23 protein-coding genes, 1 other RNA gene and 1 pseudogene are annotated in these 25,167 nt (G+C 31.8%); 11 read left to right on the top strand and 14 right to left on the bottom strand.

The window, feature by feature from the left end:
* The first annotated feature begins 22 nt into the window (after nt 1–22).
* Nucleotides 23–754, top strand: coding sequence for a head GIN domain-containing protein (locus M3P09_RS16875; protein WP_249974011.1), 732 nt, complete (start codon nt 23–25; stop codon nt 752–754).
* Nucleotides 755–832: 78 nt separating this feature from the next.
* Here the strand turns inward: M3P09_RS16875 and M3P09_RS16870 are convergent, their stop codons facing one another.
* The 3 genes from M3P09_RS16870 to M3P09_RS16860 form a co-directional block, all read right to left on the bottom strand.
* On the bottom strand, nt 833–1,744 hold the full coding sequence (locus tag M3P09_RS16870; protein WP_249974010.1) for a DUF6252 domain-containing protein: 912 nt from the start codon (nt 1,742–1,744) through the stop codon (nt 833–835).
* 49 nt (nt 1,745–1,793) lie between these two features.
* Nucleotides 1,794–3,095 carry an MFS transporter gene (locus M3P09_RS16865; protein WP_249974009.1) on the bottom strand — a complete coding sequence of 434 codons (1,302 nt, stop codon included), beginning with the start codon at nt 3,093–3,095 and terminating at the stop codon, nt 1,794–1,796.
* A 61-nt stretch (nt 3,096–3,156) separates the two neighbouring features.
* Entirely contained in the window at nt 3,157–3,975 is an 819-nt protein-coding gene (locus M3P09_RS16860; RefSeq protein WP_099563656.1) for a M48 family metallopeptidase, read from the bottom strand.
* A gap of 168 nt (nt 3,976–4,143) precedes the next feature.
* Between M3P09_RS16860 and msrB the strand changes: the two genes are divergently transcribed.
* On the top strand, nt 4,144–4,626 hold the full coding sequence (gene msrB / locus M3P09_RS16855; RefSeq protein ID WP_099563655.1) for a peptide-methionine (R)-S-oxide reductase MsrB: 483 nt from the start codon (nt 4,144–4,146) through the stop codon (nt 4,624–4,626).
* Between the two features lie 84 nt (nt 4,627–4,710).
* A complete protein-coding gene (locus M3P09_RS16850; protein ID WP_249974008.1) occupies nt 4,711–5,265 on the top strand; it encodes a DUF1572 family protein in 555 nt (184 codons plus the stop codon).
* 47 nt (nt 5,266–5,312) lie between these two features.
* Here M3P09_RS16850 and M3P09_RS16845 read toward each other — a convergent pair whose 3' ends face one another.
* Together M3P09_RS16845 and M3P09_RS16840 are read right to left on the bottom strand one after the other, a co-directional pair.
* Nucleotides 5,313–6,626, bottom strand: a complete 1,314-nt coding sequence (locus M3P09_RS16845; protein WP_249974007.1) for a sulfatase family protein — start codon at nt 6,624–6,626, stop codon at nt 5,313–5,315.
* 36 nt (nt 6,627–6,662) lie between these two features.
* A complete protein-coding gene (locus M3P09_RS16840; protein ID WP_249974006.1) occupies nt 6,663–7,946 on the bottom strand; it encodes an NAD(P)/FAD-dependent oxidoreductase in 1,284 nt (427 codons plus the stop codon).
* 119 nt (nt 7,947–8,065) lie between these two features.
* On the opposite strand from M3P09_RS16840, the gene lpdA reads away from it, so the two are divergent.
* Nucleotides 8,066–9,439 (top strand): dihydrolipoyl dehydrogenase, encoded by a 1,374-nt coding sequence (lpdA, locus tag M3P09_RS16835; RefSeq protein ID WP_249974005.1) that lies wholly within the window; start codon nt 8,066–8,068, stop codon nt 9,437–9,439.
* 96 nt (nt 9,440–9,535) lie between these two features.
* Here lpdA and aroQ read toward each other — a convergent pair whose 3' ends face one another.
* A complete protein-coding gene (gene aroQ, locus M3P09_RS16830; RefSeq protein ID WP_099563650.1) occupies nt 9,536–9,952 on the bottom strand; it encodes a type II 3-dehydroquinate dehydratase in 417 nt (138 codons plus the stop codon).
* 62 nt (nt 9,953–10,014) lie between these two features.
* Here aroQ and xerD point away from each other — a divergent pair, with 62 nt between their 5' ends.
* The gene (gene xerD / locus M3P09_RS16825; protein WP_249974004.1) at nt 10,015–10,911 is read left to right on the top strand and encodes a site-specific tyrosine recombinase XerD; all 897 of its coding nucleotides are present in this window, start codon (nt 10,015–10,017) and stop codon (nt 10,909–10,911) included.
* A 71-nt stretch (nt 10,912–10,982) separates the two neighbouring features.
* Here the strand turns inward: xerD and rny are convergent, their stop codons facing one another.
* The 4 genes from rny to M3P09_RS16805 form a co-directional block, all read right to left on the bottom strand.
* Complete coding sequence (rny, locus tag M3P09_RS16820; RefSeq protein ID WP_099563648.1) at nt 10,983–12,560, bottom strand: ribonuclease Y; 1,578 nt, start codon at nt 12,558–12,560, stop codon at nt 10,983–10,985.
* Nucleotides 12,561–12,616: 56 nt separating this feature from the next.
* A non-coding RNA gene (ssrS, locus tag M3P09_RS16815) (6S RNA) lies at nt 12,617–12,725 on the bottom strand.
* 57 nt (nt 12,726–12,782) lie between these two features.
* A complete protein-coding gene (locus M3P09_RS16810) occupies nt 12,783–13,076 on the bottom strand; it encodes a cell division protein ZapA (protein ID WP_099563647.1) in 294 nt (97 codons plus the stop codon).
* Nucleotides 13,077–13,091: 15 nt separating this feature from the next.
* Complete coding sequence (locus M3P09_RS16805) at nt 13,092–13,382, bottom strand: hypothetical protein (protein WP_099563646.1); 291 nt, start codon at nt 13,380–13,382, stop codon at nt 13,092–13,094.
* 232 nt (nt 13,383–13,614) lie between these two features.
* On the opposite strand from M3P09_RS16805, the gene M3P09_RS16800 reads away from it, so the two are divergent.
* Genes M3P09_RS16800 through M3P09_RS16785 form a run of 4 tightly spaced genes read left to right on the top strand, consistent with a single transcriptional unit; the run spans nt 13,615 to nt 19,902 of the window.
* Nucleotides 13,615–15,300: a M23 family metallopeptidase gene (locus tag M3P09_RS16800; protein ID WP_249974003.1), complete on the top strand. Its 1,686-nt coding sequence runs from the start codon at nt 13,615–13,617 to the stop codon at nt 15,298–15,300.
* A 12-nt stretch (nt 15,301–15,312) separates the two neighbouring features.
* Nucleotides 15,313–17,775: a TonB-dependent receptor gene (locus M3P09_RS16795; protein WP_249974002.1), complete on the top strand. Its 2,463-nt coding sequence runs from the start codon at nt 15,313–15,315 to the stop codon at nt 17,773–17,775.
* 10 nt (nt 17,776–17,785) lie between these two features.
* Nucleotides 17,786–18,316, top strand: a complete 531-nt coding sequence (locus M3P09_RS16790) for a PH domain-containing protein (protein WP_249974001.1) — start codon at nt 17,786–17,788, stop codon at nt 18,314–18,316.
* Nucleotides 18,317–18,318: 2 nt separating this feature from the next.
* Nucleotides 18,319–19,902: a sulfatase gene (locus tag M3P09_RS16785; RefSeq protein WP_249974000.1), complete on the top strand. Its 1,584-nt coding sequence runs from the start codon at nt 18,319–18,321 to the stop codon at nt 19,900–19,902.
* 116 nt (nt 19,903–20,018) lie between these two features.
* Here the strand turns inward: M3P09_RS16785 and M3P09_RS16780 are convergent, their stop codons facing one another.
* Entirely contained in the window at nt 20,019–21,461 is a 1,443-nt protein-coding gene (locus tag M3P09_RS16780; RefSeq protein WP_249973999.1) for a hypothetical protein, read from the bottom strand.
* Between the two features lie 143 nt (nt 21,462–21,604).
* The gene (locus M3P09_RS16775; RefSeq protein WP_249973998.1) at nt 21,605–22,759 is read right to left on the bottom strand and encodes a cysteine desulfurase family protein; all 1,155 of its coding nucleotides are present in this window, start codon (nt 22,757–22,759) and stop codon (nt 21,605–21,607) included.
* A gap of 130 nt (nt 22,760–22,889) precedes the next feature.
* On the opposite strand from M3P09_RS16775, the gene M3P09_RS16770 reads away from it, so the two are divergent.
* Complete coding sequence (locus M3P09_RS16770) at nt 22,890–23,807, top strand: hypothetical protein (RefSeq protein WP_249973997.1); 918 nt, start codon at nt 22,890–22,892, stop codon at nt 23,805–23,807.
* Here M3P09_RS16770 and M3P09_RS16765 read toward each other — a convergent pair.
* Together M3P09_RS16765 and M3P09_RS16760 are read right to left on the bottom strand one after the other, a co-directional pair.
* Nucleotides 23,800–24,366, bottom strand: coding sequence for a Smr/MutS family protein (locus M3P09_RS16765; protein WP_249973996.1), 567 nt, complete (start codon nt 24,364–24,366; stop codon nt 23,800–23,802). The two genes, M3P09_RS16770 and M3P09_RS16765, sit on opposite strands and share 8 nt — an antisense overlap.
* A gap of 2 nt (nt 24,367–24,368) precedes the next feature.
* Nucleotides 24,369–24,563, bottom strand: a complete 195-nt coding sequence (locus tag M3P09_RS16760; RefSeq protein WP_099563637.1) for a hypothetical protein — start codon at nt 24,561–24,563, stop codon at nt 24,369–24,371.
* A 181-nt stretch (nt 24,564–24,744) separates the two neighbouring features.
* On the opposite strand from M3P09_RS16760, the pseudogene M3P09_RS16755 reads away from it, so the two are divergent.
* A pseudogene (locus M3P09_RS16755) lies at nt 24,745–25,167 on the top strand (T9SS type A sorting domain-containing protein); the annotation flags it as partial.

Raw genomic sequence — 25,167 nt, 5'->3', positions numbered from 1 at the left:
ATCAATAATTAAAAACGAACAAATGAAAACATTAATTAAAAAACAAACCGTATTAGTTTTAGTAAGCTTACTTTTTGTTGCTACATCTTACGGACAATGGAAATCTATTAAAGGTAATGGAAACATGACCACTGTTACAAGAACGACTGATAGCTATGATGCTATAAAATGTGCTGGATCTATGGATTTTATTTTAGTAAGTGGTACTGAAGGCACTATTAAAATTGAGGGAGAAGAAAACCTATTGGAATATATAGTTACGGAAGTAAAAGACAACGTTTTAAAAGTAAAAGTAAAAAAAGGTAAAAGCTTAAGGTCTAGCAAAAACAAAACTATAAAAATCACAATTCCGTTTGAAGATATTAGCAGAGTTTCTCTTTCTGGTTCTGGAGATTTATGGAACAAGGATGTAATAAATGCAACAAATTTAGATGTAGCTCTAGCTGGTTCTGGAGATGTTATTTTAGATGTTAAAGCTACATCTGTTAAAGGTTCTATATCTGGTTCGGGCGATTTAACTTTAAAAGGTAGCACAAACAATTTAAAAGCAAAAATTGCTGGCTCTGGAGACTTTCATGGATTTAATCTACAAGCTAACAACACAGAAGTTTCAGTTGCCGGTTCTGGCGATGCAAAAGTTGTAAGTAACCAAAGTATAAAAGCAAGGGTTGCTGGTTCAGGAGATATTGTATATAAAGGCAACCCTGAAAAAGAGGATACAAAGGTTGCTGGTTCTGGAAGTATTACAAACTAAATAATCTCTGCAATAAAAAAATCAAAAAGAGCGACTTTAAAATCGACTCTTTTTGATTTTTTTATTTTATACCTATCTCTAAAGATAAGTAACGCTAAAACTCCCCTCAGTAATTTCATAACTCTTTCCGCTACCAAAAAGAGGTTTAGCAGTAAATTTAAAAGTCCCAACTATTTTTTTATTTACAACGTCATGTTCAGTAATAATTAATTCACCACCATCATCAGATACAGTTCCTTCAGTCAACGATACATTATATTGCCCCATTGGAGAATCAAAAGTAGAAAATGTATAATCTCCAGAGGTAATATTTGCATTAACACTAATACTTATTGTTTGTAGACTATTTTTTGTTGCAGTAATCGTTATAGTTGAAGGAGTTCCTGGTAATGTAAGAAGTGCTCCGCCTATAGAGTCTTCAACAAATTCATCACCATCTACTTTAGCAAAAAAAGTATTGTTTCCATTGTTCGTTCCTAAGGAAGCTTCATAAGGTATTTTAGTAAAACTGCCATTTTCAAACACTTTGGAAGACATTGTTATGGGGTTATGTCCAGTAAAAAAGAAAGTACCTGTTATCGTTTTATTTTCTTCATCAAGCTCAGTAATTATAATCTCTCCTTGTGACGTTACAAAATCAGTCACAGAAGGCCACACATTACCATTTTCAGCTAAAGAAGCACTATTTAACTCTACTTGATTTTGTGTTACACCTAGCTTATATGTTCCAATAGAGTTACCAAAAACTGTCAAAATAATTGCCTCTCCAGTATTTGTTTTAATTCCACTAATATTAATAACATCATTCAATACCGTAGCTACTGTATTATCTGCTTTAAAAGTTTGTCCATCAAAATCAACTTGAAAAGTTCCCGCTTCTAAATTTACTTGTTCTGATTCATCATCACCATAAGGCTCTATATTACATGATATTGCAGAAGATATAAATATCAAAACAATGCTAAATAAAAAGTGTTTAATACGCTTCATAAATTAAAATAAATTAATGTTAGGCAAACATACCAATTTATATTAATTTTCAGATACTTTTTTTCGGCACTCTAAACAATAAAATAATTCCGGCTAAAAAGAAAACAAACAAGAATAGGATTCCGTTTCTCATACTTCCTGTTATCTGGTCTATAAACGCAAAAATAACCATACCAATAACTATCCCAATTTTTTCGGCAACATCATAAAAGCTAAAAAATGAGGTAGTATCTTCTGTTTCTGGTAAAAACTTAGAGTAGGTCGATCTTGCCAATGCTTGAATACCTCCCATCACCAAACCTACTATCGAAGCAGCTATATAAAACTGCATAGGTGTTTCCATAAAATAAGCATAAAAACATAAACACATCCAAATACAATTTACAGCAATAAGTGTTTTAATATTTCCAAACCTATTTGATGCCCGAGAAGTTAATATAGCACCAATTACAGCTACTAATTGTATAACCAAAATACTAACTATCAATCCTGTAGTTTTGGCATCATCACTTCCCCAAGCAATTTCCTCTTCACCAAAATACACAGCAACAAGCATAATAGTTTGTACCGCCATGCTAAACACAAAAAAAGCATATAAATAACGCTTTAATCTTAAATCTTGTTTAAGTTGTTTCCAAACCAATCTTAATTCTTTTAATCCATTAAAAACAACTTCGCGAGTTACCTTATGTCCAGATGAAGTTCCTTTTGGCAAATAATAAAATGAGTATTGACTAAATAAGGCCCACCAAATTCCAACTGTTACAAATGAATAGCGCATCATTTGCATTTTAGCCGCACCTTCATCTTGTCCCATTACCATAACTAAATTTACAATGAGTAAAAGCACACTACCAATATATCCCATAGAAAACCCCTTGGCACTAATAGCATCTTGTTGTTCTTCAAAAGCTATATCTGGTAAATACGAGTTGTAAAATACTAAACTTCCCCAATATCCAATAAGCCCCATAAAGTAAAATAACAAACTTAAATGAATACCCTCAGGAGATATATCAAACCAATATAAACCTATACATCCTGCACTCCCTAAATAACAAAAGAACTTTAAAAAATTCTTTTTATTACCAACATAATCCGCTATTCCAGATAATATTGGAGATGTAAAAGCTACTACTAAAAACGTAAATGCTGTTACAAAAGTGATTAATGCAGTGCTCTTAAACTCTATCCCAAAAGCCTGAACATTTTTAATTTCAGAAAGGAATAGAGATGAGTAAAATATGGGAAAGATAGATGATGCTATTGTAAGCGTATAAACAGAGTTTGCCCAATCGTAAAAGGCCCAAGCGTTAAGAAGTTTTTGACTCCCCTTTTTAAGTGTTTTCATAAAAAAGCTGCTCTTTTATGAGCAGCTCCTAAAGTAATCAAATATTTTAAATAAGATAAATTTATTCTCTAAATGATGTTACACCAAACTTTTTTGCCTCCGCTTTTGCTTGAGGCGCTAAAGCCTTTAAATTTGCGATACGAGAATCGTTTGATGGATGTGTACTTAAAATTTCTGGTGGTGCTTTTCCTCCACTATTAGCTTTCATACGTTTCCATAATTCAGAAGCCTCATCTGGATTATAACCAGCCACGGCCATTAAATACAGCCCAATTTTATCAGCTTCAGTTTCATGACTTCTACTAAAAGGAAGCATAACACCTACTTGAGATCCAATACCATAATATTGGTTAAAAGCGTTTCTAGACTTTTCATCCTTAATTGCAATATTTCCAGCTAGTGCAACACCTTGCTGTAAATAAGCAGCACTCATACGTTGTTGTCCATGATTCGCTAATGCGTGAGCAACTTCATGTCCCATTATAGCAGCTACGCCTGTTTCACTTTTGGCAATTGGCAATATTCCTGTATAAAAAACTATTTTACCTCCTGGCATACACCAAGCATTTACAGTTTTATCATCAACTAATTTATACTCCCATTTATAATCTTTTAAATAGCCTTGGTGCCCATTAGCATTTAACCAACGCTCTGCAGCAACAGCTATACGCTGCCCTACTCTAGTAATCATTGCAGCATCCTTTGTTCCTGTTACAACTTTATTTTCAGTTAAAAATTGATCATATTGAGCAAAAGCTGTTGGGAATAATTGAGAGTTTGGTACTAATGCCATCGTTTTTTTTCCTGTAAACGGGTTTTCAGCACACGAAGAAACCAATAATATTAGTCCAAATATTATAAAAGTGTTTTTTAGTTTCATTTTTATAGGGTTTTAATATTTTATAAAAATACAAAAATTGTACCTTTATTTTTAGACACAACATTTATTTAATAGTCACATTATTATTAAAAAAAGCAATGCAACTTATTTTGTCAAGTTTTTCAATAACTTACGACCAAAATTGAAACCTTGATTATTAAAATTTATATGAAAAAATTAATCTTATTCTGTTTTACAGCCATGCTAATTAGTTGTAACAGCACAGCTCAAAAAAAGGAAAAGAAAGAATCTAAAACGTTTAAAGTTACTAAAACTGAAAGCGAATGGAAGGCTGAGTTATCTGAAAAAGAATTTTATGTTTTACGAAAAGCAGGAACTGAACGCCCATTTACAAGCCCATTAAATAAAAATTATTCTGAAGGCACATACCATTGTGCAGCCTGCAACACACCTTTGTTTAAAAGCAAACATAAATTTGACTCTGGTACAGGTTGGCCTAGTTTTGATAGAGAAATAGATGGCAATGTAGGTTTTTCTACAGATTACGATTTGGGATATGCTCGAACTGAAGAGCATTGCGCTACTTGTGGTGGTCATTTAGGACATGTCTTTAATGATGGTCCAAAAAACACTACTGGCAAAAGACATTGTATAAACGGTGTTGCTTTAAAGTTTGTTAAAAAAGAATAATTTTTAAAAATCATTGTATAAAAATGGGTAAGCTAAAATTATTAGTCTTTTGGTAGTTATTACTTTCTGATTTACTTTTACTATATGGAAAAATCATACTTATCAAGTATCATTAAACAGTTTGAGTATTATAAAAGTCTTGGTGATAAAACTTTAAGCCAACTTACGTTTGAAAACATACAATGGCAAAGTAATGAGGATTCAAACAGTATTGCCATAATGGTAAAACATATTGCTGGTAATATGCTTAGTAGATGGACTAATTTTTTAACTCAAGATGGTGAAAAAGAATGGAGGCATCGCGATGATGAATTTATTGATTCGTTTAAATCTAATGAAGATTTAATTGCTATATGGGAAAGTGGTTGGGCTTGTTTATTTAATGCTATAAAACCATTACAAAATGTAGATCTAGAACGTATTATTTATATTAGAAACCAAGGACATACGGTTACTGAGGCTATTAATAGGCAGTTAGCGCATTACTCATACCATATTGGTCAAATGGTGTTTTTAGGCAAACTTATCAAAGGCGACCAATGGCAATCTTTATCTATTCCTAAGGGAGATTCTTCAAAATATAATCAAGGAAAGTTTGCTAAAGAAAAAGAGATACGGCACTTTACTGACGATCTATAAAGGATGCTAGATATTTATTTCAACATTAATCTGTAATCAAATATATCTTACTTAAACTTAGGGTGCTTCTTTAACTCTTTTTCTAAAAAAAACTTAATTTCCATTTCTTTTTCAGTAAGAAAATCGTTAGATAATGGCTGCTCTTCTAGTATATCTTCATTTAAATTATAAAACTTACCATCTTGATATAATTTATAATTTAAAATTCGTACAAATTGATTTCTATATTGACTTACTCGCTTACCCCACCTAGGGTCATAATGTACAAAAGCTGAACTTCTTGGGGTGTAAGCATCTCCTTTTAATAACGAATAAAAACTTTTACCATCATGTTTTACTTCCTGTTTTGTAATATCTGATAGGGTAGAAAAAAAATCGTTAAACTCTATTAAATCATTATGCACACTTCCTTTTTTTATAGTTTTGGGCCATGACACAATTAATGGAACATGTGTACCTCCATCTGTAGTATTTCCTTTAGCTCCTTGAATATTTCTTTCTTTTGTTTTGGAGTGAATGCTGTAATGTGTTCCATTATCTGCTACAAAAATTACAATAGTATTATCTTGTATCTCTAAATCTTTTAATTTGTTTGTAATCTTACCTACAATTTTATCAGTATAAGCGACCATATCTTTAAAATAAATAGTATCATTTTTGTATCGCTTTTCTTTGTATTTCCAGTCTTCAGAATCTGGAGTAGGAACAAATGGATCATGTACTAATACCATAGGGTAATAAACAAAGAAGGGTTTATCTTTTTTACGCTCAATAAAATTTACTATATAATCAGAAAAAATATCTGGTCCATACGCATCTTCATTTCTCTCTAACAGTTTGCCGTTTTGTTCAATTAAAGGGTTTGCAAAGCGCCCGCCGTCTTTACGTTCATGTGTTAATTGCCAAAGACAATACTCATCAAACCCCAACCTGTTTGGCTTTGTATTATCATTCCAATCATTAATTTCATCTTTATATGCAAGTCCATTCAATTGCCATTTACCCGCAATACAAGTTTCATAATCAGCATCTTGCATTAAATTCCCAAAAGTATATGCATCAGTTTTTAAATGTCCGAAATAATCATAATTTCTATAATTATATAAGCCTGTCATTATTTTTACTCTTGAAGGCGTACAAAGTGGTTGTGAAACACAATTATTAAATTGCATTCCGTTAGCCGCTAAACTATCTAATATAGGTGTATTATATGATGTGCTTCCGTAAGTACTTAAGCATTCATAACCCATATCATCTGCCATAATAAGTATAACATTTGGTTTTGTTTTTATAGCTTTTGAGCCACATGAAAACACCATAATAACTAAAAGACACACTATCAATTTAATAACCTTACTCATTTTTTTAGTTTTATAATTAGTGTAAAATGAATTAAACTATACTTTACGTTTTTTCTTAAAAGGTCTTATAATTAAACGTGCTTCTCTATCAAAGCGCACATAATTATAAACCCAATTTATAAAAACAACCATCCTGTTTCTAAAACCTATAAGGAAAAACAAGTGGACAAACATCCAAACATACCACGCAAAAGCACCTTGGAATTTAAATTTAGGCAAATCTACTACTGCTTTATTTCTTCCAATTGTTGCCATTGCTCCTTTGTCTTTATAAACAAATGGCTTCATTGGTTTTCCTTCAATTAATAACAACATATTATTGCCTAGTTGCTTACCCTGTTGAATAGCTGGTTGAGCCATCATTGGTAATCCATTTGGAAAATCATTATTTTCAACACATGCAATATCTCCTATGGCAAAAATATGAGTATAACCTTTTACCTGATTAAATTCGTTTACTAAAAGGCGATTGCCTCTGGTTACAAATTCTTTTGCATCCAATCCTTTTATAATTGCGCCCTTTACGCCTGCAGCCCAAACTACGGTTGCAGCTTCAAATGTTAAATCGGTATTTGTGGTTACAGTTTTTCCATCATAATTAGTAACCCTTATATTTTTCCATACATGAACACCTAATTTCTCTAAAAAGTCTTCTGCTTTTTGCGACGCTTTTGCGCTCATTCCTTTTAAGATACAATCGCTAGATTGTATTACATTTATTTGTACTGAACGCGTATCTAAGTCGGGATAATCTTTTGGAAGAATACCTTTTTTAATTTCGGCTAAAGCTCCAGCTAACTCAACACCAGTTGGACCGCCACCAACAATTACAAAATTCATTAGTGCGTTACGTTCATTTAGGTCAGAAGTTAATAAAGCATCTTCAAAATTTTCAAGGATTAAACTTCTTAAATTTAAAGATTGCGGTATGGTTTTCATTGCCATACTATATTTTTCAACATCTGTATTACCAAAGTAATTAGTTTTTGAACCAGAAGCTACCACCAAATAGTCAAATTTTAAGTTGCCAATATCTGTAATAACTGTATTACTTTTAGTATCTACTTCAGTAACGTCAGCTAGTCTAAAATGGAAGTTGGGAAAATCTTTTAACACCTTTCTTATAGGATAAGCAATAGAATCTGGTTCTAATCCGCCAGTAGAAACTTGATATAATAAAGGTTGAAAGTTATGGTAGTTGTTCTTATCCAATAACACAACTTGCACCTCTTGTTTTGATAATTTTTTGGCTAAAGCAATACCAGCAAAACCGCCGCCAATAATAATAATTCTAGGAAAACTTGTAATAGGTATATTCATAAAATAACGCTTGCTTTACAAAGGTACTATTAAAGATGCAAATTTATAAGGTTCTAAATTCTTTATTCAAATTCGATTTCGTAAATTTGTCGCTTCAAAAAACGACTTAAAATTTACAGATGAAATACGATATTATTGTTCTTGGAAGTGGTCCTGGGGGTTATGTAACTGCTATTAGAGCCTCTCAATTAGGTTTTAAAACTGCTATTGTTGAAAAAGAAAGTCTAGGTGGAGTATGCTTAAATTGGGGCTGTATTCCTACTAAAGCCTTGCTTAAATCTGCTCAAGTATTTGAATATCTTAAACATGCTGGCGATTACGGATTATCTGTTAAAGAGTACGACAAAGATTTTGATGCCGTTGTAAAACGTAGTCGTGGTGTTGCAGATGGAATGAGCAAAGGCGTTCAGTTTTTAATGAAGAAGAACAAAATTGATGTTATTGAAGGTTTTGGAACACTAAAAGCTGGAAAAAAGATTGATGTTGATGGAAAAGAGTACAGTGCAGACCATATTATTATTGCTACTGGAGCACGTTCTCGCGAATTACCTAGTTTACCACAAGATGGTAAAAAAGTTATAGGTTATAGAGAAGCAATGACCTTACCAAACCAACCTAAAAAAATGATTGTTGTGGGTTCTGGTGCAATTGGTGTTGAGTTTGCCTATTTCTATAACTCTATGGGTACCGAAGTTACTATTGTAGAATATTTACCAAATGTTGTTCCAGTTGAAGACATAGACGTCTCTAAACAATTAGAACGTTCTTTCAAGAAAAGTGGTATTAAAATAATGACTTCAGCCGAAGTTACAAGTGTTGATACTGCTGGAAAAGGCGTAAAAGCTACTGTTAAAACTAGTAAAGGTGAAGAAGTTTTAGAAGCTGATGTTATTTTGAGTGCTGTTGGCATTAAAACAAATATTGAAAACATAGGATTAGAAGATGTTGGTATTGTTGTAGATAGAGATAAGATCATTGTAAACGATTTTTACCAAACCAATATTCCTGGTTATTACGCTATTGGAGATGTAACTCCAGGGCAAGCTTTAGCTCATGTCGCTTCTGCAGAAGGTATTTTATGTGTAGAGAAAATTGCTGGACAACATGTTGAAGCTTTAGACTATGGAAATATTCCTGGTTGTACGTATTGCTCACCAGAAATTGCATCAGTTGGTTTAACAGAAAAACAAGCCAAAGACAAAGGCATAGATATAAAAGTTGGTAAATTCCCATTCTCTGCATCTGGTAAAGCAAGTGCTGGTGGAAACAAAGATGGTTTTGTAAAAGTTATTTTTGATGCTAAATATGGTGAATGGTTAGGTTGTCACATGATTGGTGCTGGTGTAACTGATATGATAGCTGAAGCTGTTTTAGGGCGTAAACTAGAAACTACTGGACACGAAGTATTAAAAGCTGTACATCCGCATCCAACTATGAGCGAAGCGGTTATGGAAGCTGTTGCTGATGCTTATGATGAAGTTATTCATTTATAAGGCTAGTTAATTTATTAAAAGCCATAGTTAAATAATTATATAAAAAAAGTTCCAGGGATTCTGGAACTTTTTTATTTATAGTCTATTTTTAAAAATCTAAAGAAAACTCTGAATTGCCAACTCATAACTTTGCAAACCAAAACCAAGTATAACACCTTTAGCGTTAGGCGATATAAAAGATTGATGCCTAAACTCTTCTCTATTAAACGTATTTGAAATATGAACCTCAATAACAGGTGTTTCAATAGCTTTTACTGCATCTCCAATTCCAACAGATGTATGTGTATAAGCTGCCGCATTTAAAATAATACCATTGCAGTTAAAACCAACTTCGTGCAGCTTGTCAATTATTTCTCCTTCTATATTCGATTGATAGTAATCAATTTCTACATCAGAATATTTAACCCTTACTTTATCTAAAAATTCTGTAAAGGTTAAACTACCATAAATATTAGGCTCACGCTTACCTAAAAGATTAAGGTTAGGTCCATTAATGATGATTAATTTTTTCATAATGTAAAGATATTAAAATAAGAGGTAAAAAAATACTGAAAAATTATCCTATTTTTACATAAATGAAATGGAAACACGCACTTAAAGACTACCAATTATACTTAAAAATTGAGCGCGGCTTATCGCAAAATTCAATAGATAGTTATTCACTTGATATTCAAAAATTAATACTTTTTTTAGAAGAAAACACTATAAACTCATCTCCCATCTCTATTTCCACTGAAATAATTCAACAATTCATTTATGAAATCGCAAAGCAGGTAAATGCACGATCCCAATCTCGTTTAATTTCTGGTTTACGTAGTTTCTTTAATTATTTAGTTTTTGAAGATTATAGAAAAACCAATCCTCTAGAACTTATTGAATCTCCCAAAATTGGAAGAAAGTTACCCGATACATTAACTGAAGATGAAATTGACAAACTTATTACCGCTATTGATTTAAGTAAACCACAAGGAGAACGCAACAGAGCCATTTTGGAAACATTATATGGTTGTGGATTGCGTGTTAGCGAATTGGTTAACCTAAAATTATCTGATTTATTTTTTGATGAAGGTTTTATAAAGGTTACAGGGAAAGGTGACAAACAACGCTTTGTCCCCATTGTTCCTATAACTCAAAAATATATTAACATATATAGAAAAGAAGTACGAAATCACATTAATATTCAAGCTGGCTTTGAGGATACCTTATTTTTAAACAGACGAGGAAAACAACTAACCAGAGCTATGATTTTTACTATAATTAAACAACTTGCTGAGAAAATCGGGTTAAAAAAAAATATTTCACCACATACTTTTAGGCATTCGTTTGCCACTCATTTATTACAAAATGATGCCGATTTACGCTCTATTCAACTTATGTTAGGACACGAAAGCATTACAACAACCGAAATCTATGTTCATTTAGATAAAAGCCACTTAACTAAGGTTGTAGAAAAATACCACCCTAGAAAATAAAAAATCCAGCAAACGCTGGATTTTAATATTAAATATGTTTCTATTATAAGGTTTCTGCTTTCGCTAGAATTTTATTTAGCAATATTTACTGCTCTAGTCTCACGAATTACAGTTACTTTAACCTGACCAGGGTATGTCATATCTGTTTGTACTTTTTGAGAAATACTAAACGATAGATCTGCTGCTTTTTGGTCGTCTACTTTTTCACTTTCAACAATAACACGTAATTCTCTACCTGCTTGAATAGCATAGGCTTTTTTAACGCCGCTAAATCCAAATGCAATATCTTCTAAATCTTTTAAACGTTGAATATAACTATCTAAAACTTGGCGTCGTGCACCAGGGCGTGCGCCAGAAATAGCATCACATACTTGTATAATTGGTGCTAATAATGATTTCATTTCAACTTCATCATGATGCGCCCCAATAGCGTTACAAACATCATCTTTTTCGTTATACTTTTCTGCCCATTGCATACCAAGTATAGCGTGTGGTGTTTCCATGTCTGCTTCTGCATCTGGCACTTTACCAATATCATGAAGTAGTCCAGCACGTTTAGCCAACTTAGGGTTTAAACCTAATTCTGCAGCCATTACACCACAAAGTTTAGCAACTTCACGCGAGTGCTGTAAAAGGTTTTGTCCGTAAGACGAACGGTATTTCATTCTACCAACCATCTTTATAAGTTCTGGATGTAGATTGTGAATTCCTAAATCGATAACAGTTCGTTTACCAACTTCTATAATTTCTTGCTCAATCTGTTTTTGTGTTTTCTTAACGATTTCTTCAATTCTTGCTGGGTGAATTCTACCATCGGTAACTAACTTATGCAATGATAATCTTGCAATCTCTCTACGTACAGAATCAAAACATGATAATATAATAGCTTCAGGCGTATCATCAACAATAATTTCTACACCAGTAGCGGCTTCAATAGCACGTATATTTCGCCCTTCTCGACCAATAATTCGTCCCTTAACATCATCTGATTCTATATTGAATACAGATACACAATTATCTACAGCCTCTTCGGTTCCTATACGTTGTATCGTGTTTATGATTATCTTTTTGGCGTCTTGTTCTGCAGTTAATTTCGCTTCTTCCAGAGAACTTTGAACAAATGCCATAGCATCATTTTTAGCTTCCCCTTTTAAAGATTCAACAAGCTGTTCTTTTGCTTCTTCTGCAGATAAACTAGATATAACTTCAAGTTGTTGTACTTGACTTTTATGTAATCTATCTAACTCCTCTTGTTTCTTGTCTAAAACATCAAGTCTATGATTATAATCTTTAATTTTACTTTCAACACTTTCGTTAAGTTTTTTATTTTTTGAAAGCTCGTTAGATATTTGAGACTCTTTATCGCGAGTACGCTTTTCTGCTTCCGCCATTTTTTTGTCTCTCGACAAAATAACTTTTTCATGCTCAGACTTAAGCTCAATAAACCTTTCTTTTGCTTGAAGAATTTTATCCTTTTTAATAGATTCTCCTTCAGTATTAGATTCTTTTAATATGTTAGCCGCTTTTCTTTTAGCGTCTTTTATTAGCTTTGATGCTTTATTTTTCTCAAGTACTTTCGCTATAATAAAGCCTATTATAAGCCCTAATAGCAAGCCTCCTACTGTTAATATTATTGAGTTATTATCCATTGTGTTTGTTGGTTAGTATATATAAAAAAAGCCTACACCAGTATAAAGTTTTGTATAAACTCCTTAAAAACAAGTTTAGGGCTAACAAGCTGATCAAGGATCTGCGACTAAGGCAGCATGCTTTTACAACTTAAACTCACCCTTTTTAAAGAATTAACGTTGAGTTTATCAAAAAAAATAACCAATGTAGGCAGTAACTTTTAGTTTATTTTAAAGAACGTTTTAAGAGACTAAATGTGAATGTAACAAATCGTTTAAAGCTTTTAACTTTTCTTCTACATGTTCATTCACATTTGCTTTATCAATAGTTTTCTGTTCTACTTGAGATGCAAATTGCAAAGCACACATGGCTAACACATCTTGCTTATCTCTAACAGAATAACTTTGTTCAAATTGCTTTATCATAGCCTCAATGTTTTTAGCTGCTTTACGCAATCCTTCTTCTTGATTTGCTTCAATAGTTAAAGGATATACTCTATTAGCTATAGATAGCTTTATTTTAAGCTTTTCTGACATTTAATCTATGTTACATTAATCTGAAAGTTGAGCAATACAATGATCAATATCTCTAATTAATGCGTTTATTTTAAGCTTTGTTTCTCTTTTATTATCGTCACTACCAAGTATTGAGTTTGCCATTTTAAGTGCTTCATATTTTTCTTCCCAAGTTGTTATTTCCAACTTTTGGTTTTGAAGTTCTTGTTTTGAAGCCTCCAATTCTTTATTCAATTTCAAATTAGCTTGCTTTAAAAGCTCTAGTTTGTGTAATACTTTGCTAATTTTGTTTTCTAAAGAATCTACAATATCTTCAATATTACTCATTTACAAATTTCAATACTTATCTCACAAAGTTAACATACCTTAGCTTAAATTACAATTGTTTTTTCATAAAATTTTAAATACTATGTTAATACCATTAAGCAGAATAATTGGCTTGATTTTTGTTTTTAGCTTTGCATATTCATATCAAATTGATATTTTAGCCTAATACCAATCAAAATTAAGAATAACCCATACGTGCAATTTTTTAAAACTTAATTGGTAATACCTAAATATGCGATTAATCCTTATTTTTTTTTTAACACTCTCAACACTTTCTATAGCTCAAAATAATTATCCACAAGATTATTTTAGAAGCCCTTTAGATGTTACTTTAATTCTCTCTGGTACTTTTGCTGAATTACGTTCTAATCATTTTCATTCTGGTTTAGATATAAAAACACAGCAACGAGTAGGATTAAATGTTTATGCTTCGGCAGAAGGTTTTGTTAGCAGAATTAAGGTTTCGCATTTCGGCTATGGAAAAGCATTATATATTACGCACCCTAATGGCTATACTACGGTTTATGCCCATTTAAATAAGTTTTCGCCAGAAATTGAAGCCTATGTAAAAAAACATCAATATGAAAAGGAATCTTTTGAAATCGAATTATTTCCAAATGCCGAAGATTTAAAAATTGTTAAAGGTGCTGTTGTGGCTTTAAGCGGAAATACTGGTGGTTCTGGTGGACCACATTTGCATTTCGAAATTCGTGACAAAGCAGAACGACCAATAAACCCAATGCTTTTTGGTATTGATATCAAAGACTCTATTAATCCATTAATTTCATCTATTTATGCCTATCCAATTGATAAAAACTCATATATAAATAAAGCGAGTAGAAAAAAGAAACTACGGTTAATCCCTCTGAAAAATGGAGATTATACTGTTGAAAACATTGAAGCCTATGGCAAAATTGGTTTTGGAATTGAAACCATAGACAGGCAAAATTTAGCTGCAAATAAAAATGGGGTTTATAACATTCAAACCTTTGTTAATGGTAATAAAAATTTTGAATTAGATTTTAAGCGTTTTTCATTTAGCGAAACAAAGCATATTAATAGACTAATCGATTATGAGCATTATAAAACCAAAAAGAAACGTATTCAAAAACTATTCAATCAAAGCAATCCTTTAAGTTTATATAAAGATGTTTTAAATGATGGTATTTTATCTATAAAAGATAGTACATATTCTGTTTATAAAATAAAAGTTGGTGATTATAAAAATAACAATACTTGGGCCACTATAACTATAAAAGGTAGTAAAGTTGATGCAGAGGAAGTGAAAACAAATAAAACAACTCCATACTACATTAATGCAAACGAAACTACTAATTTAAAAAAAGGAAAAGTGTCTGTTGATTTTTATAAAGACACTTTTTATGATAGCTTTTATATAGATTTTGATGTAAAGAATGATACTTTACTATTACACAAAGATATTATTCCTGCTAAAAAAAGCTTCACAATTAGTTACGATGTTAGTGCCTATTCAAATAAAGATAAGAGTAAGCTATATATAGCAAAACTGTTGGGTTATAAAAAATTCCCAGCGTATTCGTCAACAAAAAGAAAAGGTAACATTCTTACAACTCGAACAAAAACATTAGGTGAGTTTGCACTCGCAACAGATACTATTAAGCCTACTATAACAGCACATAATTTCAAAAAGGGACAATGGATAAGCAATTTTAGATATTTAAAACTTAAAATTGATGATGAAGGTTCAGGGGTATCAAATTATAGAGCTACCGTAAACGGAAAATGGATTTTAATGGAGTACGATTATAAAACAAAAACGCTAACACACGATTTTAATGACGGATGCATTACCGCAACTAAGAATAATTTAAAGCTAATTGTTACTGATAATGTTGGAAATAATTCTACTTTTGAAACTATGTTTTATAGGAAATAAATTTTCTCGCTTTTGAATTTAAAATTTTCACTTACAGTAATTCTATTTTTACTACTTATTTCTTTAGGGTATTCGCAATCAGCGACAATCAAAGGGGTTATCTTAAATAACGAAAATACACCTGTTTCTAAAGTTAACGTAAAAGCTGATTTAATTGGGACAGAAACCAATGAAAACGGTTTTTACACCTTGAAAATTCCCGCAAATCAGGATATCACCATAGAGTTTTCACATCTTGTATACAAAAAAATCACCATCACTTTTAATCTTAAAAATGGTGAAACTCATGAATTTAATCCGGTAATGAATACTACAATTGAGCAAATTGCCACTGTAGTAGTTTCTGGAAAACGAAGAAAAGATGTTGAAGGTGTTACAACCATAAATCCCGAAACCATTAGAAAAATACCAGGGGCTAATTCTGGTGTTGAAAACTTATTATTAACGCTTCCCGGTGTTAGTAATAATAATGAACTAAGTACGCAGTATTCCGTTCGTGGCGGAAATTACGACGAAAACTTAGTATATGTAAATGGCATAGAAGTGTATCGTCCGTTTTTAATTCGTTCTGGCCAACAAGAAGGCTTAAGTTTTGTAAATACAGATTTGGTTCAGAACGTCGATTTTTCATCGGGTGGTTTTCAAGCTAAATATGGTGATAAGCTATCATCTGTTTTAGATATTACTTATAAGAATCCATACCAGTTCGAAATTAATGCAGATTTAAGTTTACTTGGTGGTAGTCTTTCTGTTGAAAACATTAGTAAAGATTCTAAATTCTCTAGTATAGTTGGTCTCCGTTATCGCGATAATGGTTTATTAGTTAATGCCAAAGAAACAGAAACTAATTATGATGCAGCTTTTGCTGATGCACAAGCATACTTAATGTATAAGTTTACAGATAAGTTTCAATTAAGTTTCTTAGGGAATGCTTCACTAAATAAGTATAATTACGAACCTCAAACACGGCAAACCAACTTTGGAACACTTGCTGACCCTTTAGCATTACTAGTATTTTATGAAGGACAAGAGAAAGACCAATATCAAACGCTATTTGGTGCTTTTAAAGGCACATATTTTGCTAATGATAATTTAACACTTCATGCCATAGCTTCTACTTATCATACTACTGAAGAGGAGTATTTCGATATTTTAGCGCAGTACAGATTAGGCGAGGTAAATACTAACATTGGTGATGAAAACCTAGGTGAGGTTGAATTTAGTGAAGGAATTGGGAGTCAATTAAATCATGGGAGAAATGATTTAGATGCACTAATAACTACCATAGAACTTAAAGGTGATTTAAGAATTGATGACAACCGCATAGAATGGTCTGTAAAGTATACTAACGAAGATATACGCGACCGTTTGATAGAATGGGAAGTGATTGATTCTGCTGGGTTTTCTATAAGACCACCACATATTGATGCATTTAACGAGCAACCATACACTCCATTTCAAGGCCCTATTGAAGCATTTCAAAACGTTCGCTCCACAAATAACACACAAATAAACAGATTACAAGCCTATGCACAATGGAGTAAACGCTCTACCATAGGAACAAGCGATGTTTGGTACAATGCAGGTGTGAGAGCGCATAATTGGTCAGTTAATGGCGATGGTATTTCGTCTTCAAATCAAACCGTATTTAGTCCGAGAGCACAATTTGCTATAAAACCCTATTGGGAAAAAGATATGTTGTTTAGAATAGCTGGAGGATTATATTATCAGCCTCCTTTTTATAGAGAGTTGCGAGATGCCAATGGAGTAGTTCAACCAAACGTAAAAGCACAAAAATCGCTTCATATTGTGTTAGGTAACGATTATAGTTTTAAAATGTGGGACAGACCTTTTAAACTAACAACCGAAGCATATTATAAAAGCTTAAGTGATGTAAATCCATACACATTAGAGAATGTTCGCATTCGTTATCGTGCCAATAATAGTGCAAAAGCCTATGCTTATGGATTAGACATGCGATTAAATGGTGAGTTTGTTCCTGGGACCGAATCTTGGTTTAGTTTTGGGTATTTAAAAACTGAAGAAAACATAAATAATAGAGGCTATATTGCGCGACCAACAGACCAACGCTTAAAATTTGCTGCATTGTTTCAAGATTATGTACCTAATATACCAAGTATGAAAATGTATTTGAATTTGGTATTTAACACAGGGTTACCTGGTGGCTCTCCTAGTTATGCTGATCCGTACGAATATCAAAACAGATTACCATCGTACAAAAGAGCTGATGTTGGTTTTCAATTTGTATTGGTTGATGAAAAAAAACAATTTAATAGTGGTTGGAAAAAACCATTTAAAGAACTCTCGTTTGGCATTGAAATTTTCAATATGTTTGATGTTCAAAACTCAATAACTAACACTTGGGTTAGAGATGTATATAGCAAGCGTCAATATGCAATTCCTAACTATTTAACACCACGAGTATTTAACGTTCGAACTACTATGAAATTTTAATTCTATTAAAATGACAACAGATTCAAACATTATTAAAAAGGCTGAGTTTAACCCTAAAATTAAAACTTATATCCTTTTAGTAGTTTCCTTTTTCTTATTAATTTCTATAGTTGGTATTCCTATTTTAATAATTTGGTTTTTAGGCTTAGGCCAATATATAAGCAAAAGGTTTTACGAAAACTTAAAATGCCAATTAACAAACAAGCATTTAGAATTTAAAAAAGGGGTACTATTTAAAGTTGAAAAAACTATTCCCCTAGAAAACATTCAAGACCTAACATTTATTGAAAACCCTTTACTTAAAGCTCTTGATTTACGTATTCTTAAAATTGAGACTGCTGGTCAAAGTAATCCTAAAGGAAGTGACATGAAGCTTGTGGGTATTCTTAACTCTTCAGAGTTTAAAGAATTAGTTTTAAAACAACGCGAAATTATTCAGTCTAATCCAAAAAATAACTCGCAAATTACTTCTTCAAGTGAAAAGACTAATGTCTTACTTGAAGAAATTAGAGATTTACTAAATGAGATTAAAAACAAGTAATCATGGAAAGAATATTTACATCATTACTTATTATTCTAATTCTAAACTCATGTAAGAATGAAAACATCAATGTAAAAAAGGAAAAGAAACCCAATGTTCTTTTCATTTTAGTTGATGATTTAGGTTATAAAGATTTAAGCTGTACAGGAAGTACTTTTTATGAAACTCCAAACATTGATAAAATTGCTAATGAAGGTATGATTTTTAATAAAGGTTATGCTGCTAGTCGTGTTTGTAGCCCTTCGCGAGCAAGTATTATGACTGGCAAATTTACAGCTAGACACGGCATAACAGATTGGATTGGTGCAAAACAAGGCAAAGCATGGCGTGATCATAATAGGCACGACAAATTACTTCCAGCCGATTATGTACACAGTTTACCAAAGAACGATATTACTATTGCCGAGGCTATGAAAGCATCTGGATACAAAACTTTTTTTGCTGGAAAATGGCATTTAGGGAAGCAGGGATCATACCCTGAAGATCATGGCTTTGATATTAATAAAGGAGGCTGGGATAAAGGCAGTCCTATTGGTGGATATTTTTCACCTTGGAAAAATCCTTCTTTAGAAAACACAACACAAGGCGAAAACTTATCTATGCGCCTTGCCAAAGAGACTTCTAAGTTTATAAAAAAGCATAAGGATACAAGCTTTTTTGCATTCATGTCATTTTATGCGGTTCATGGTCCTATTCAAACAACTCAGAACAAATGGGAGAAATATAGAATAAAAGCAGAAAAACAAGGTATTAAAGGCAAAGGCTATAAAATGGAACGTGTTTTACCAATAAGACAAGTGCAAGACAATCCCATTTACGGTGGTTTAGTTGAAGCTATGGACGATGCAGTTGGACATGTTTTAAATACATTAAAAGAATTAGGCTTAGATAAAAATACGATAGTAATATTTACATCCGATAATGGTGGTGTTGCATCTGGCGATAATTACTCTACATCCAATTTACCATTAAGAGGAGGCAAGGGGTATCAATGGGAAGGTGGTATTAGAGAGCCATTTTTTATTAATGTTCCATGGTATAAATCTAATGGCACTAGTACAGATTATCCGGTAGTTGGCACTGATTTTTACCCAACTATACTAGACTTAATTGATGTAGATAATCTACCAAATCAACATATCGACGGGGTTAGCTTAAAACCACTTTTAGAGGGAAAAACTCTAGCAAAGCGAGCTTTATTTTGGCATTACCCGCATTACGGTAATCAAGGCGGTGAACCTTCGTCTATTATTCAAGAAGACGGCTGGAAACTAATACATTATTGGGAGGACGGTAGAAATGAATTGTATAATCTATCTCTAGACATTAATGAGCAAGTTAATGTTGCTTCAGAGCATTTAAAATTAACAGAACAACTTAGCAACAAACTCAATTCTTGGCTACTAAAAGTTGGTGCTAATATGCCATCGAAAGATTTGGATTATGATGAAGCATTAGCAAAACAACGACAAAATTATCTAAAGAATGAGTTTATGCCTAAACTGGAACAAAACAGACTAAAATATTTATCCAAAGATTTTGAACCAAATACTGACTGGTGGCAAAGTAAATTGACTGCTGATTAATTAACAATAGAACTATTACTTTGTAACATATATAAAAATTTAATACATTAAAAGTACTTTTTTATCTGCTTGGTAAAGCCCATAAATAATTAATATTTTCCTATTAACTAAAATCATTATTTTAAAAGAACACTTAAACGCTCTACTAAACAGTCTGAAACCCCAGAAACATTGTTAATAGATACGCATACTTCTATATAATCGTTAGGTTCTAAAGTTAAAACACCAGCTATAGCAAAGTTTCCTAAATCATTTTTAGAAAATCTTCGTTCGGCAGAAATTGCAGGAACTACGACACCGTTTTTAAACACATGAAATTCATATTTTCTTGCATTATTGACTGTATGATTTAAGGTTCCTGTACATATAATTTCAAACTCTCTAACTTTGTGTCCAACATATGTTAAATTATTGCTTGTCGATGTTGTCCTAAACAAATTATCCGCTATAGTAGTCCCTAAAATTTTAACAGGAACATTACTTGTTGTCAACGGTGTAACCGTAGCATTTCCTGTCATATGGTAATAACCAGCTGCAACAATATCAGACTCAACTGGTATCGCAGCACAGTCTATCTCCCATTCATTACTAAAACTAAATGGACTGGCTACAGTTGTATATTTGTTAACATATGTACCAGAACCTGAAAAAACAACACCTAACATTTCTCCTCTATTTAGAATTGGGTTTGAGCTAACATCTATAGCTGTTACACCAATTGCAACATCAGAAAAACCGCTTTCTTTTTCTACAATGTCAAATGTTCCTGTAAAGGTTTCATAAATGCCACTATTACTGTTCAACCATTCTTGATTAAGCAGTACCAAGTCCTTAATACTATCAAAAGTAATTCCTGTAACATTACCTTTATATTCACAATTTGAGAAAGACACTAAATGATATCCTTTAATTGTTCCTAAGTTTGCCGAATTAGAAATATTAATAGTAATAACAATTAATTCTTGATCTTGAGCTGAATTATCTAAATTAAAAACAGAACCACCAGAAGCTGTTAATGTTATGTTTTTTAATTCTCCACCTTTATTGCCGACAAATAATGTTCCAGTAGCCATAGTAAGTATGTCCTCACCAATATCATGACCAATAATAGTAGCATTATTAAGATCAATAGAGTTAGTCATTGTAATATTACCGTTAATCTCGTATAATACATTTTCATCTAAAGTTATAATACCACCAGATGCAGCAGGAAAATCTGCTTCACTTTTTACTAATACATAATTATCTCTATAATTAGTGCTTGTAATCATTTTTTTCCATTCAACACTATCAACATCATAGTAATAGAACGCATCTAAATTTATATCGAAAACCAATAGTCCTTCGGCTGGAGTTGAAATTGCTAAACGCTGCGTAGTAGTCATTCTTGGAGCTAAAAGCCCTTGTGTTGTAGATGATATATCTAAAATTGATGATGCATTAGGAGATGTTGTACCAATGCCAACCTGTGAAAAAACGTTAGCTGGTAAAACAAATATTAATACAAATAAAAAAGTGGCTTTTAAATAAAAAAAGGAGGAGGTTTTTATATATCTCATAATAATTTGGGTTTTATTGTGAGAGACTTTTATTATTATCAAATTTAATAAAAACTCAATAAAAAACAAATTTTTCCGATAAAAAACACAGTATTTTCCTTCTTAATTTATTTGTTTAGTTATTTTTTTAGTAAAACTATTATTTAATTTAAAGAAGAGGTAATTAATTCATTTAAAACATTAATAACATAATCTACTTCGTCTTTTGTATTATAGATACTAAATGAAAAGCGAATGGATGGCTTGCTTAAGTCTTCATCACTTAAAATTTCGGCTAAAACATGAGACCCTTTTGAGCTTCCACTTTGGCAAGCACTACCTTTAGAGCAGGCAATTCCTTTTAAATCTAATTGAAATAACAACATACTTGCTTTTTCTGGAGATACTGGCAAACATACATTTACCAAAGTATAAGTTCCTTTATCCATATCTCCAGAGTTACCATTAAACTTTATCAATGGAATTTTTAATTTTAACTGTTCAATAAAATATTGCTTTAGCGACCTTACATATGCAGACTCCTTATCTAAATTATCATAGGCGTGTTTTAAAGCTTCTTCAATCCCAACTATATTATGCACACTTTCGGTTCCTGCTCTAAGGCCCCTTTCCTGCTCTCCTCCAAATATTAAAGGCTTAAGACCAGAGTTTTTCCTAATGAAAGCAAAACCTACACCTTTTGGCCCATGGAATTTATGTGCAGCAACTGCCAAAAAATCTAATTGAACTTCCTGTAAATCCAATGCATAATGCCCTACAGATTGTACTGTGTCACTATGAAATAATGCGTCTTTATCTTTACACAAACCAGCTACTCTTTTAATATCTAAAATATTTCCAATTTCATTATTAATATGCATTAAACTAACCAGTGTTTTTTTTGAGATATCAAGTAATTCTTCTAAATGTGCATAATCTATAGTTCCAGTTTTATCAACATTTACATAACTAATAGCTAAATCATACTCTTTTTCAAGTTGTTCAATAGTATGCAAAATAGCATGGTGCTCTATTTTAGAAGTAATAATATGTTTAACTTTTAAATCTCTTACTACACTTTGCAAAACTAAATTATCGGCTTCTGTTCCTCCAGAAGTAAACACAATCTCTCCAGCAGATACATTCAAATAACTTGCAATTGCTTTTCTTGAATTTTCAATTAATGATTTAGATGATCTTCCAAAACTATGTGAAGATGAAGCATTTCCATAATCGTTTCTCATGACTTCAGTCATTTTATTAATTACTTCACTACGAATTTGTGTAGTTGCAGCATTATCGAAATAGACAGTCTTCATAAAATCCAAATTTATTAACTAATAGCTTAAATATGCAGTTTGAAGCTTCAAAAATACTTGAAATAAAATTATTATCAATATGATACGTTATAAATAACAATTCTATATTTTTGCCTTAAAACCCAAACACATGCGTAAATTATTTTTTTGTTTATTAACTTTTAGTTTTACTTTCCTTATTTCTTGTAGTGATGGTGATATTATAAATGTTGAATTAGACTTTGATAATGAATTTAGTGCTTGTGAAGGAGTTCAAGACTTAGTGCTATATAATACTAAAAATGATCCTTCTGAATCACTCTCTGTAATTATCAGTAATTATACCATTGATGAGTTTTTAGCAGTAGGAGATGATAATACATTTTCTGTAACAAAATCTGGAACATTAAATTATAGAACTTATAGTAATTCACAATTACCTTCAAATTTATTTTGTAATGATATTCCGCCTTCAGATATAAACATTATAAATGACTATAGTAGTAGTTGCCAAGCAGAAATTAGTACAACTTTAACCGAAGATGATAATGATGGTATTCCTGTTGAATTAGAAGATAAAAATTTGGATGGCGATAACAATCCTGCTACCAATCCAACAGATACTGACGGAGATGGTTTGCCTGATTATTTAGATGCAGATGATGATGGTGACAATGTTTTAACTAAAGATGAAAACCCAGACCCAAATGGTGATGGCAACTTAAGTGATGCTCAAGATACTGATGGTAATGGAACTCCAGACTATTTAGAAAAGGATGATGATGGAGATGGTATAGATACGAGAGATGAAGAAAACGATTCTCAGGACCAAAACCCAACAAACGATATTACAAATAGTGATGTTGGCCCTGATTACTTAAATAAAGATGTCGCTACTTCGGTTACCGCTACAGCATATCGAGCACATACAATAAGCAAAACTTACCTAGTTACTTTAACTCTTACGGGAATTGATATAGAAATTTTATCGCAAGATATACTTGACTTTGGAAAACTTTCTGATAGTAAAACTACAGGTACAAGAACTGTAACCCCAGCATTTAATTAATAGGAGTTACATTTTGATAAATATAAACTTCGGTTGCCCCTAGCCCGTATTTTTGATAATTGGCATCATAGAATTTTACATTATTATAGCGCCCAAAAAGATAATCTAGCTCCATTTTCAAAATACCTTCTCCAACACCGTGAATAAAAACAATTTTTTGAATTCGTTTTTTGATTGCAAAATCTAATTGCCTTCTAGCTGTATCAAGTTGTAATGTAAGCATATCGTGGTTTGTCATCCCCTTTGAGGATTTCACTAATTGATTGATGTGTAAATCAACCTCTAAAGTAGGTTCATAACGTTCTTTTGATTTTGTTTTCTTTGCTGTTCTTTTTTTAGGCTGCTCTTTTTCAGAAATAACACTATTAACACTCAAATTAGTAAACAATTCATTCTTAATCGTTTTATCAGATTTGCTTTTAATTAATTCATCCGTTCTAAAATCTAGCAAAAAACCATCTTCAGTTTCAATTGAAACTAAATTTCCATTTATCTTTTTAACGGTACCAGATAAATCTTCGTCCAAAACTAATACTGCATCTCCCAACTTAAAAACCATAATTACTCTTCTTCACTAGTGTCTTGCGTGTTATCTTCGTCATTTTTACTAGGAATATTTCTAGAAATTCTATAAATACCAATCATTAACACAACAATACCTCCTATTAAAACATATTGATTTTGCTCGGTACCTGCTTTAGAATATAATGCAACAATAGCTCCTATAACTATCAATATATAATTAAAATATTTCATTTAAAAAATTACTTAAAATTATCTAACAAATTAAGCTAAAAAAAATTAAAGCCTTAGGTAAAAATCTCTTTATTAGTTAACATTACTTGAAGTCGTTGAATTACATTTTTAATCGATTTAATTAATATTTGAATGAAAAAACATATATTTGTTACTAGTTAGATATATTAATATATTTATTATGTTCCCCAAATTTACTTTTACCTTATTATTAATAACTAGTCTATCTTACGCCCAACTTTCAGTAAGAAACAGTGCTTATGTATTTGTAAATGATGAAATCGTTTTTGTTGAAAACGATGTGAATCTTAACGAAGCTGCCAGCACCATATATTTACGTAACCAAGGACAACTAATACAAGGAACTGGTACAGAAACAGCGGCTACAAAAAATTCTGGTATAGGCGAATTGAGTGTTTATCAAAACGGTAATGTTGGTGTTCATGAATTCAACTATTGGTGCTCCCCTATAGCTAGTAAAACAAGCAGTACGGTTAATAACCCCTTTGGTATTTCTCTTTTAAATGATATTACAGGACTTACTACTGCTACACCAGCAACCTATATTTTTGCTAACTACAATGGGTCTGCTAGCCCTTTAAAC

This window comes from Jejuia spongiicola (genome assembly GCF_023502325.1).
Lineage (GTDB): Bacteria > Bacteroidota > Bacteroidia > Flavobacteriales > Flavobacteriaceae > Wocania_A > Wocania_A spongiicola.
The sequence above is the reverse complement of the archived record's forward strand: the minus strand, read 5'-3'. Positions and strand labels throughout refer to the sequence as shown.

What these genes read in the sequence shown, in the direction of transcription:
- M3P09_RS16875 (WP_249974011.1), top strand. Translation starts at nt 23, where the DNA reads ATGAAAACATTAATTAAAAAACAAACCGTATTAGTTTTAGTAAGCTTA.
- M3P09_RS16870 (WP_249974010.1), bottom strand. Translation starts at nt 1,744, where the DNA reads ATGAAGCGTATTAAACACTTTTTATTTAGCATTGTTTTGATATTTATA.
- M3P09_RS16865 (WP_249974009.1), bottom strand. Translation starts at nt 3,095, where the DNA reads ATGAAAACACTTAAAAAGGGGAGTCAAAAACTTCTTAACGCTTGGGCC.
- M3P09_RS16860 (WP_099563656.1), bottom strand. Translation starts at nt 3,975, where the DNA reads ATGAAACTAAAAAACACTTTTATAATATTTGGACTAATATTATTGGTT.
- msrB (WP_099563655.1), top strand. Translation starts at nt 4,144, where the DNA reads ATGAAAAAATTAATCTTATTCTGTTTTACAGCCATGCTAATTAGTTGT.
- M3P09_RS16850 (WP_249974008.1), top strand. Translation starts at nt 4,711, where the DNA reads ATGGAAAAATCATACTTATCAAGTATCATTAAACAGTTTGAGTATTAT.
- M3P09_RS16845 (WP_249974007.1), bottom strand. Translation starts at nt 6,626, where the DNA reads ATGAGTAAGGTTATTAAATTGATAGTGTGTCTTTTAGTTATTATGGTG.
- M3P09_RS16840 (WP_249974006.1), bottom strand. Translation starts at nt 7,946, where the DNA reads ATGAATATACCTATTACAAGTTTTCCTAGAATTATTATTATTGGCGGC.
- lpdA (WP_249974005.1), top strand. Translation starts at nt 8,066, where the DNA reads ATGAAATACGATATTATTGTTCTTGGAAGTGGTCCTGGGGGTTATGTA.
- aroQ (WP_099563650.1), bottom strand. Translation starts at nt 9,952, where the DNA reads ATGAAAAAATTAATCATCATTAATGGACCTAACCTTAATCTTTTAGGT.
- xerD (WP_249974004.1), top strand. Translation starts at nt 10,015, where the DNA reads ATGAAATGGAAACACGCACTTAAAGACTACCAATTATACTTAAAAATT.
- rny (WP_099563648.1), bottom strand. Translation starts at nt 12,560, where the DNA reads ATGGATAATAACTCAATAATATTAACAGTAGGAGGCTTGCTATTAGGG.
- M3P09_RS16810 (WP_099563647.1), bottom strand. Translation starts at nt 13,076, where the DNA reads ATGTCAGAAAAGCTTAAAATAAAGCTATCTATAGCTAATAGAGTATAT.
- M3P09_RS16805 (WP_099563646.1), bottom strand. Translation starts at nt 13,382, where the DNA reads ATGAGTAATATTGAAGATATTGTAGATTCTTTAGAAAACAAAATTAGC.
- M3P09_RS16800 (WP_249974003.1), top strand. Translation starts at nt 13,615, where the DNA reads ATGCGATTAATCCTTATTTTTTTTTTAACACTCTCAACACTTTCTATA.
- M3P09_RS16790 (WP_249974001.1), top strand. Translation starts at nt 17,786, where the DNA reads ATGACAACAGATTCAAACATTATTAAAAAGGCTGAGTTTAACCCTAAA.
- M3P09_RS16785 (WP_249974000.1), top strand. Translation starts at nt 18,319, where the DNA reads ATGGAAAGAATATTTACATCATTACTTATTATTCTAATTCTAAACTCA.
- M3P09_RS16780 (WP_249973999.1), bottom strand. Translation starts at nt 21,461, where the DNA reads ATGAGATATATAAAAACCTCCTCCTTTTTTTATTTAAAAGCCACTTTT.
- M3P09_RS16775 (WP_249973998.1), bottom strand. Translation starts at nt 22,759, where the DNA reads ATGAAGACTGTCTATTTCGATAATGCTGCAACTACACAAATTCGTAGT.
- M3P09_RS16770 (WP_249973997.1), top strand. Translation starts at nt 22,890, where the DNA reads ATGCGTAAATTATTTTTTTGTTTATTAACTTTTAGTTTTACTTTCCTT.
- M3P09_RS16765 (WP_249973996.1), bottom strand. Translation starts at nt 24,366, where the DNA reads ATGGTTTTTAAGTTGGGAGATGCAGTATTAGTTTTGGACGAAGATTTA.
- M3P09_RS16760 (WP_099563637.1), bottom strand. Translation starts at nt 24,563, where the DNA reads ATGAAATATTTTAATTATATATTGATAGTTATAGGAGCTATTGTTGCA.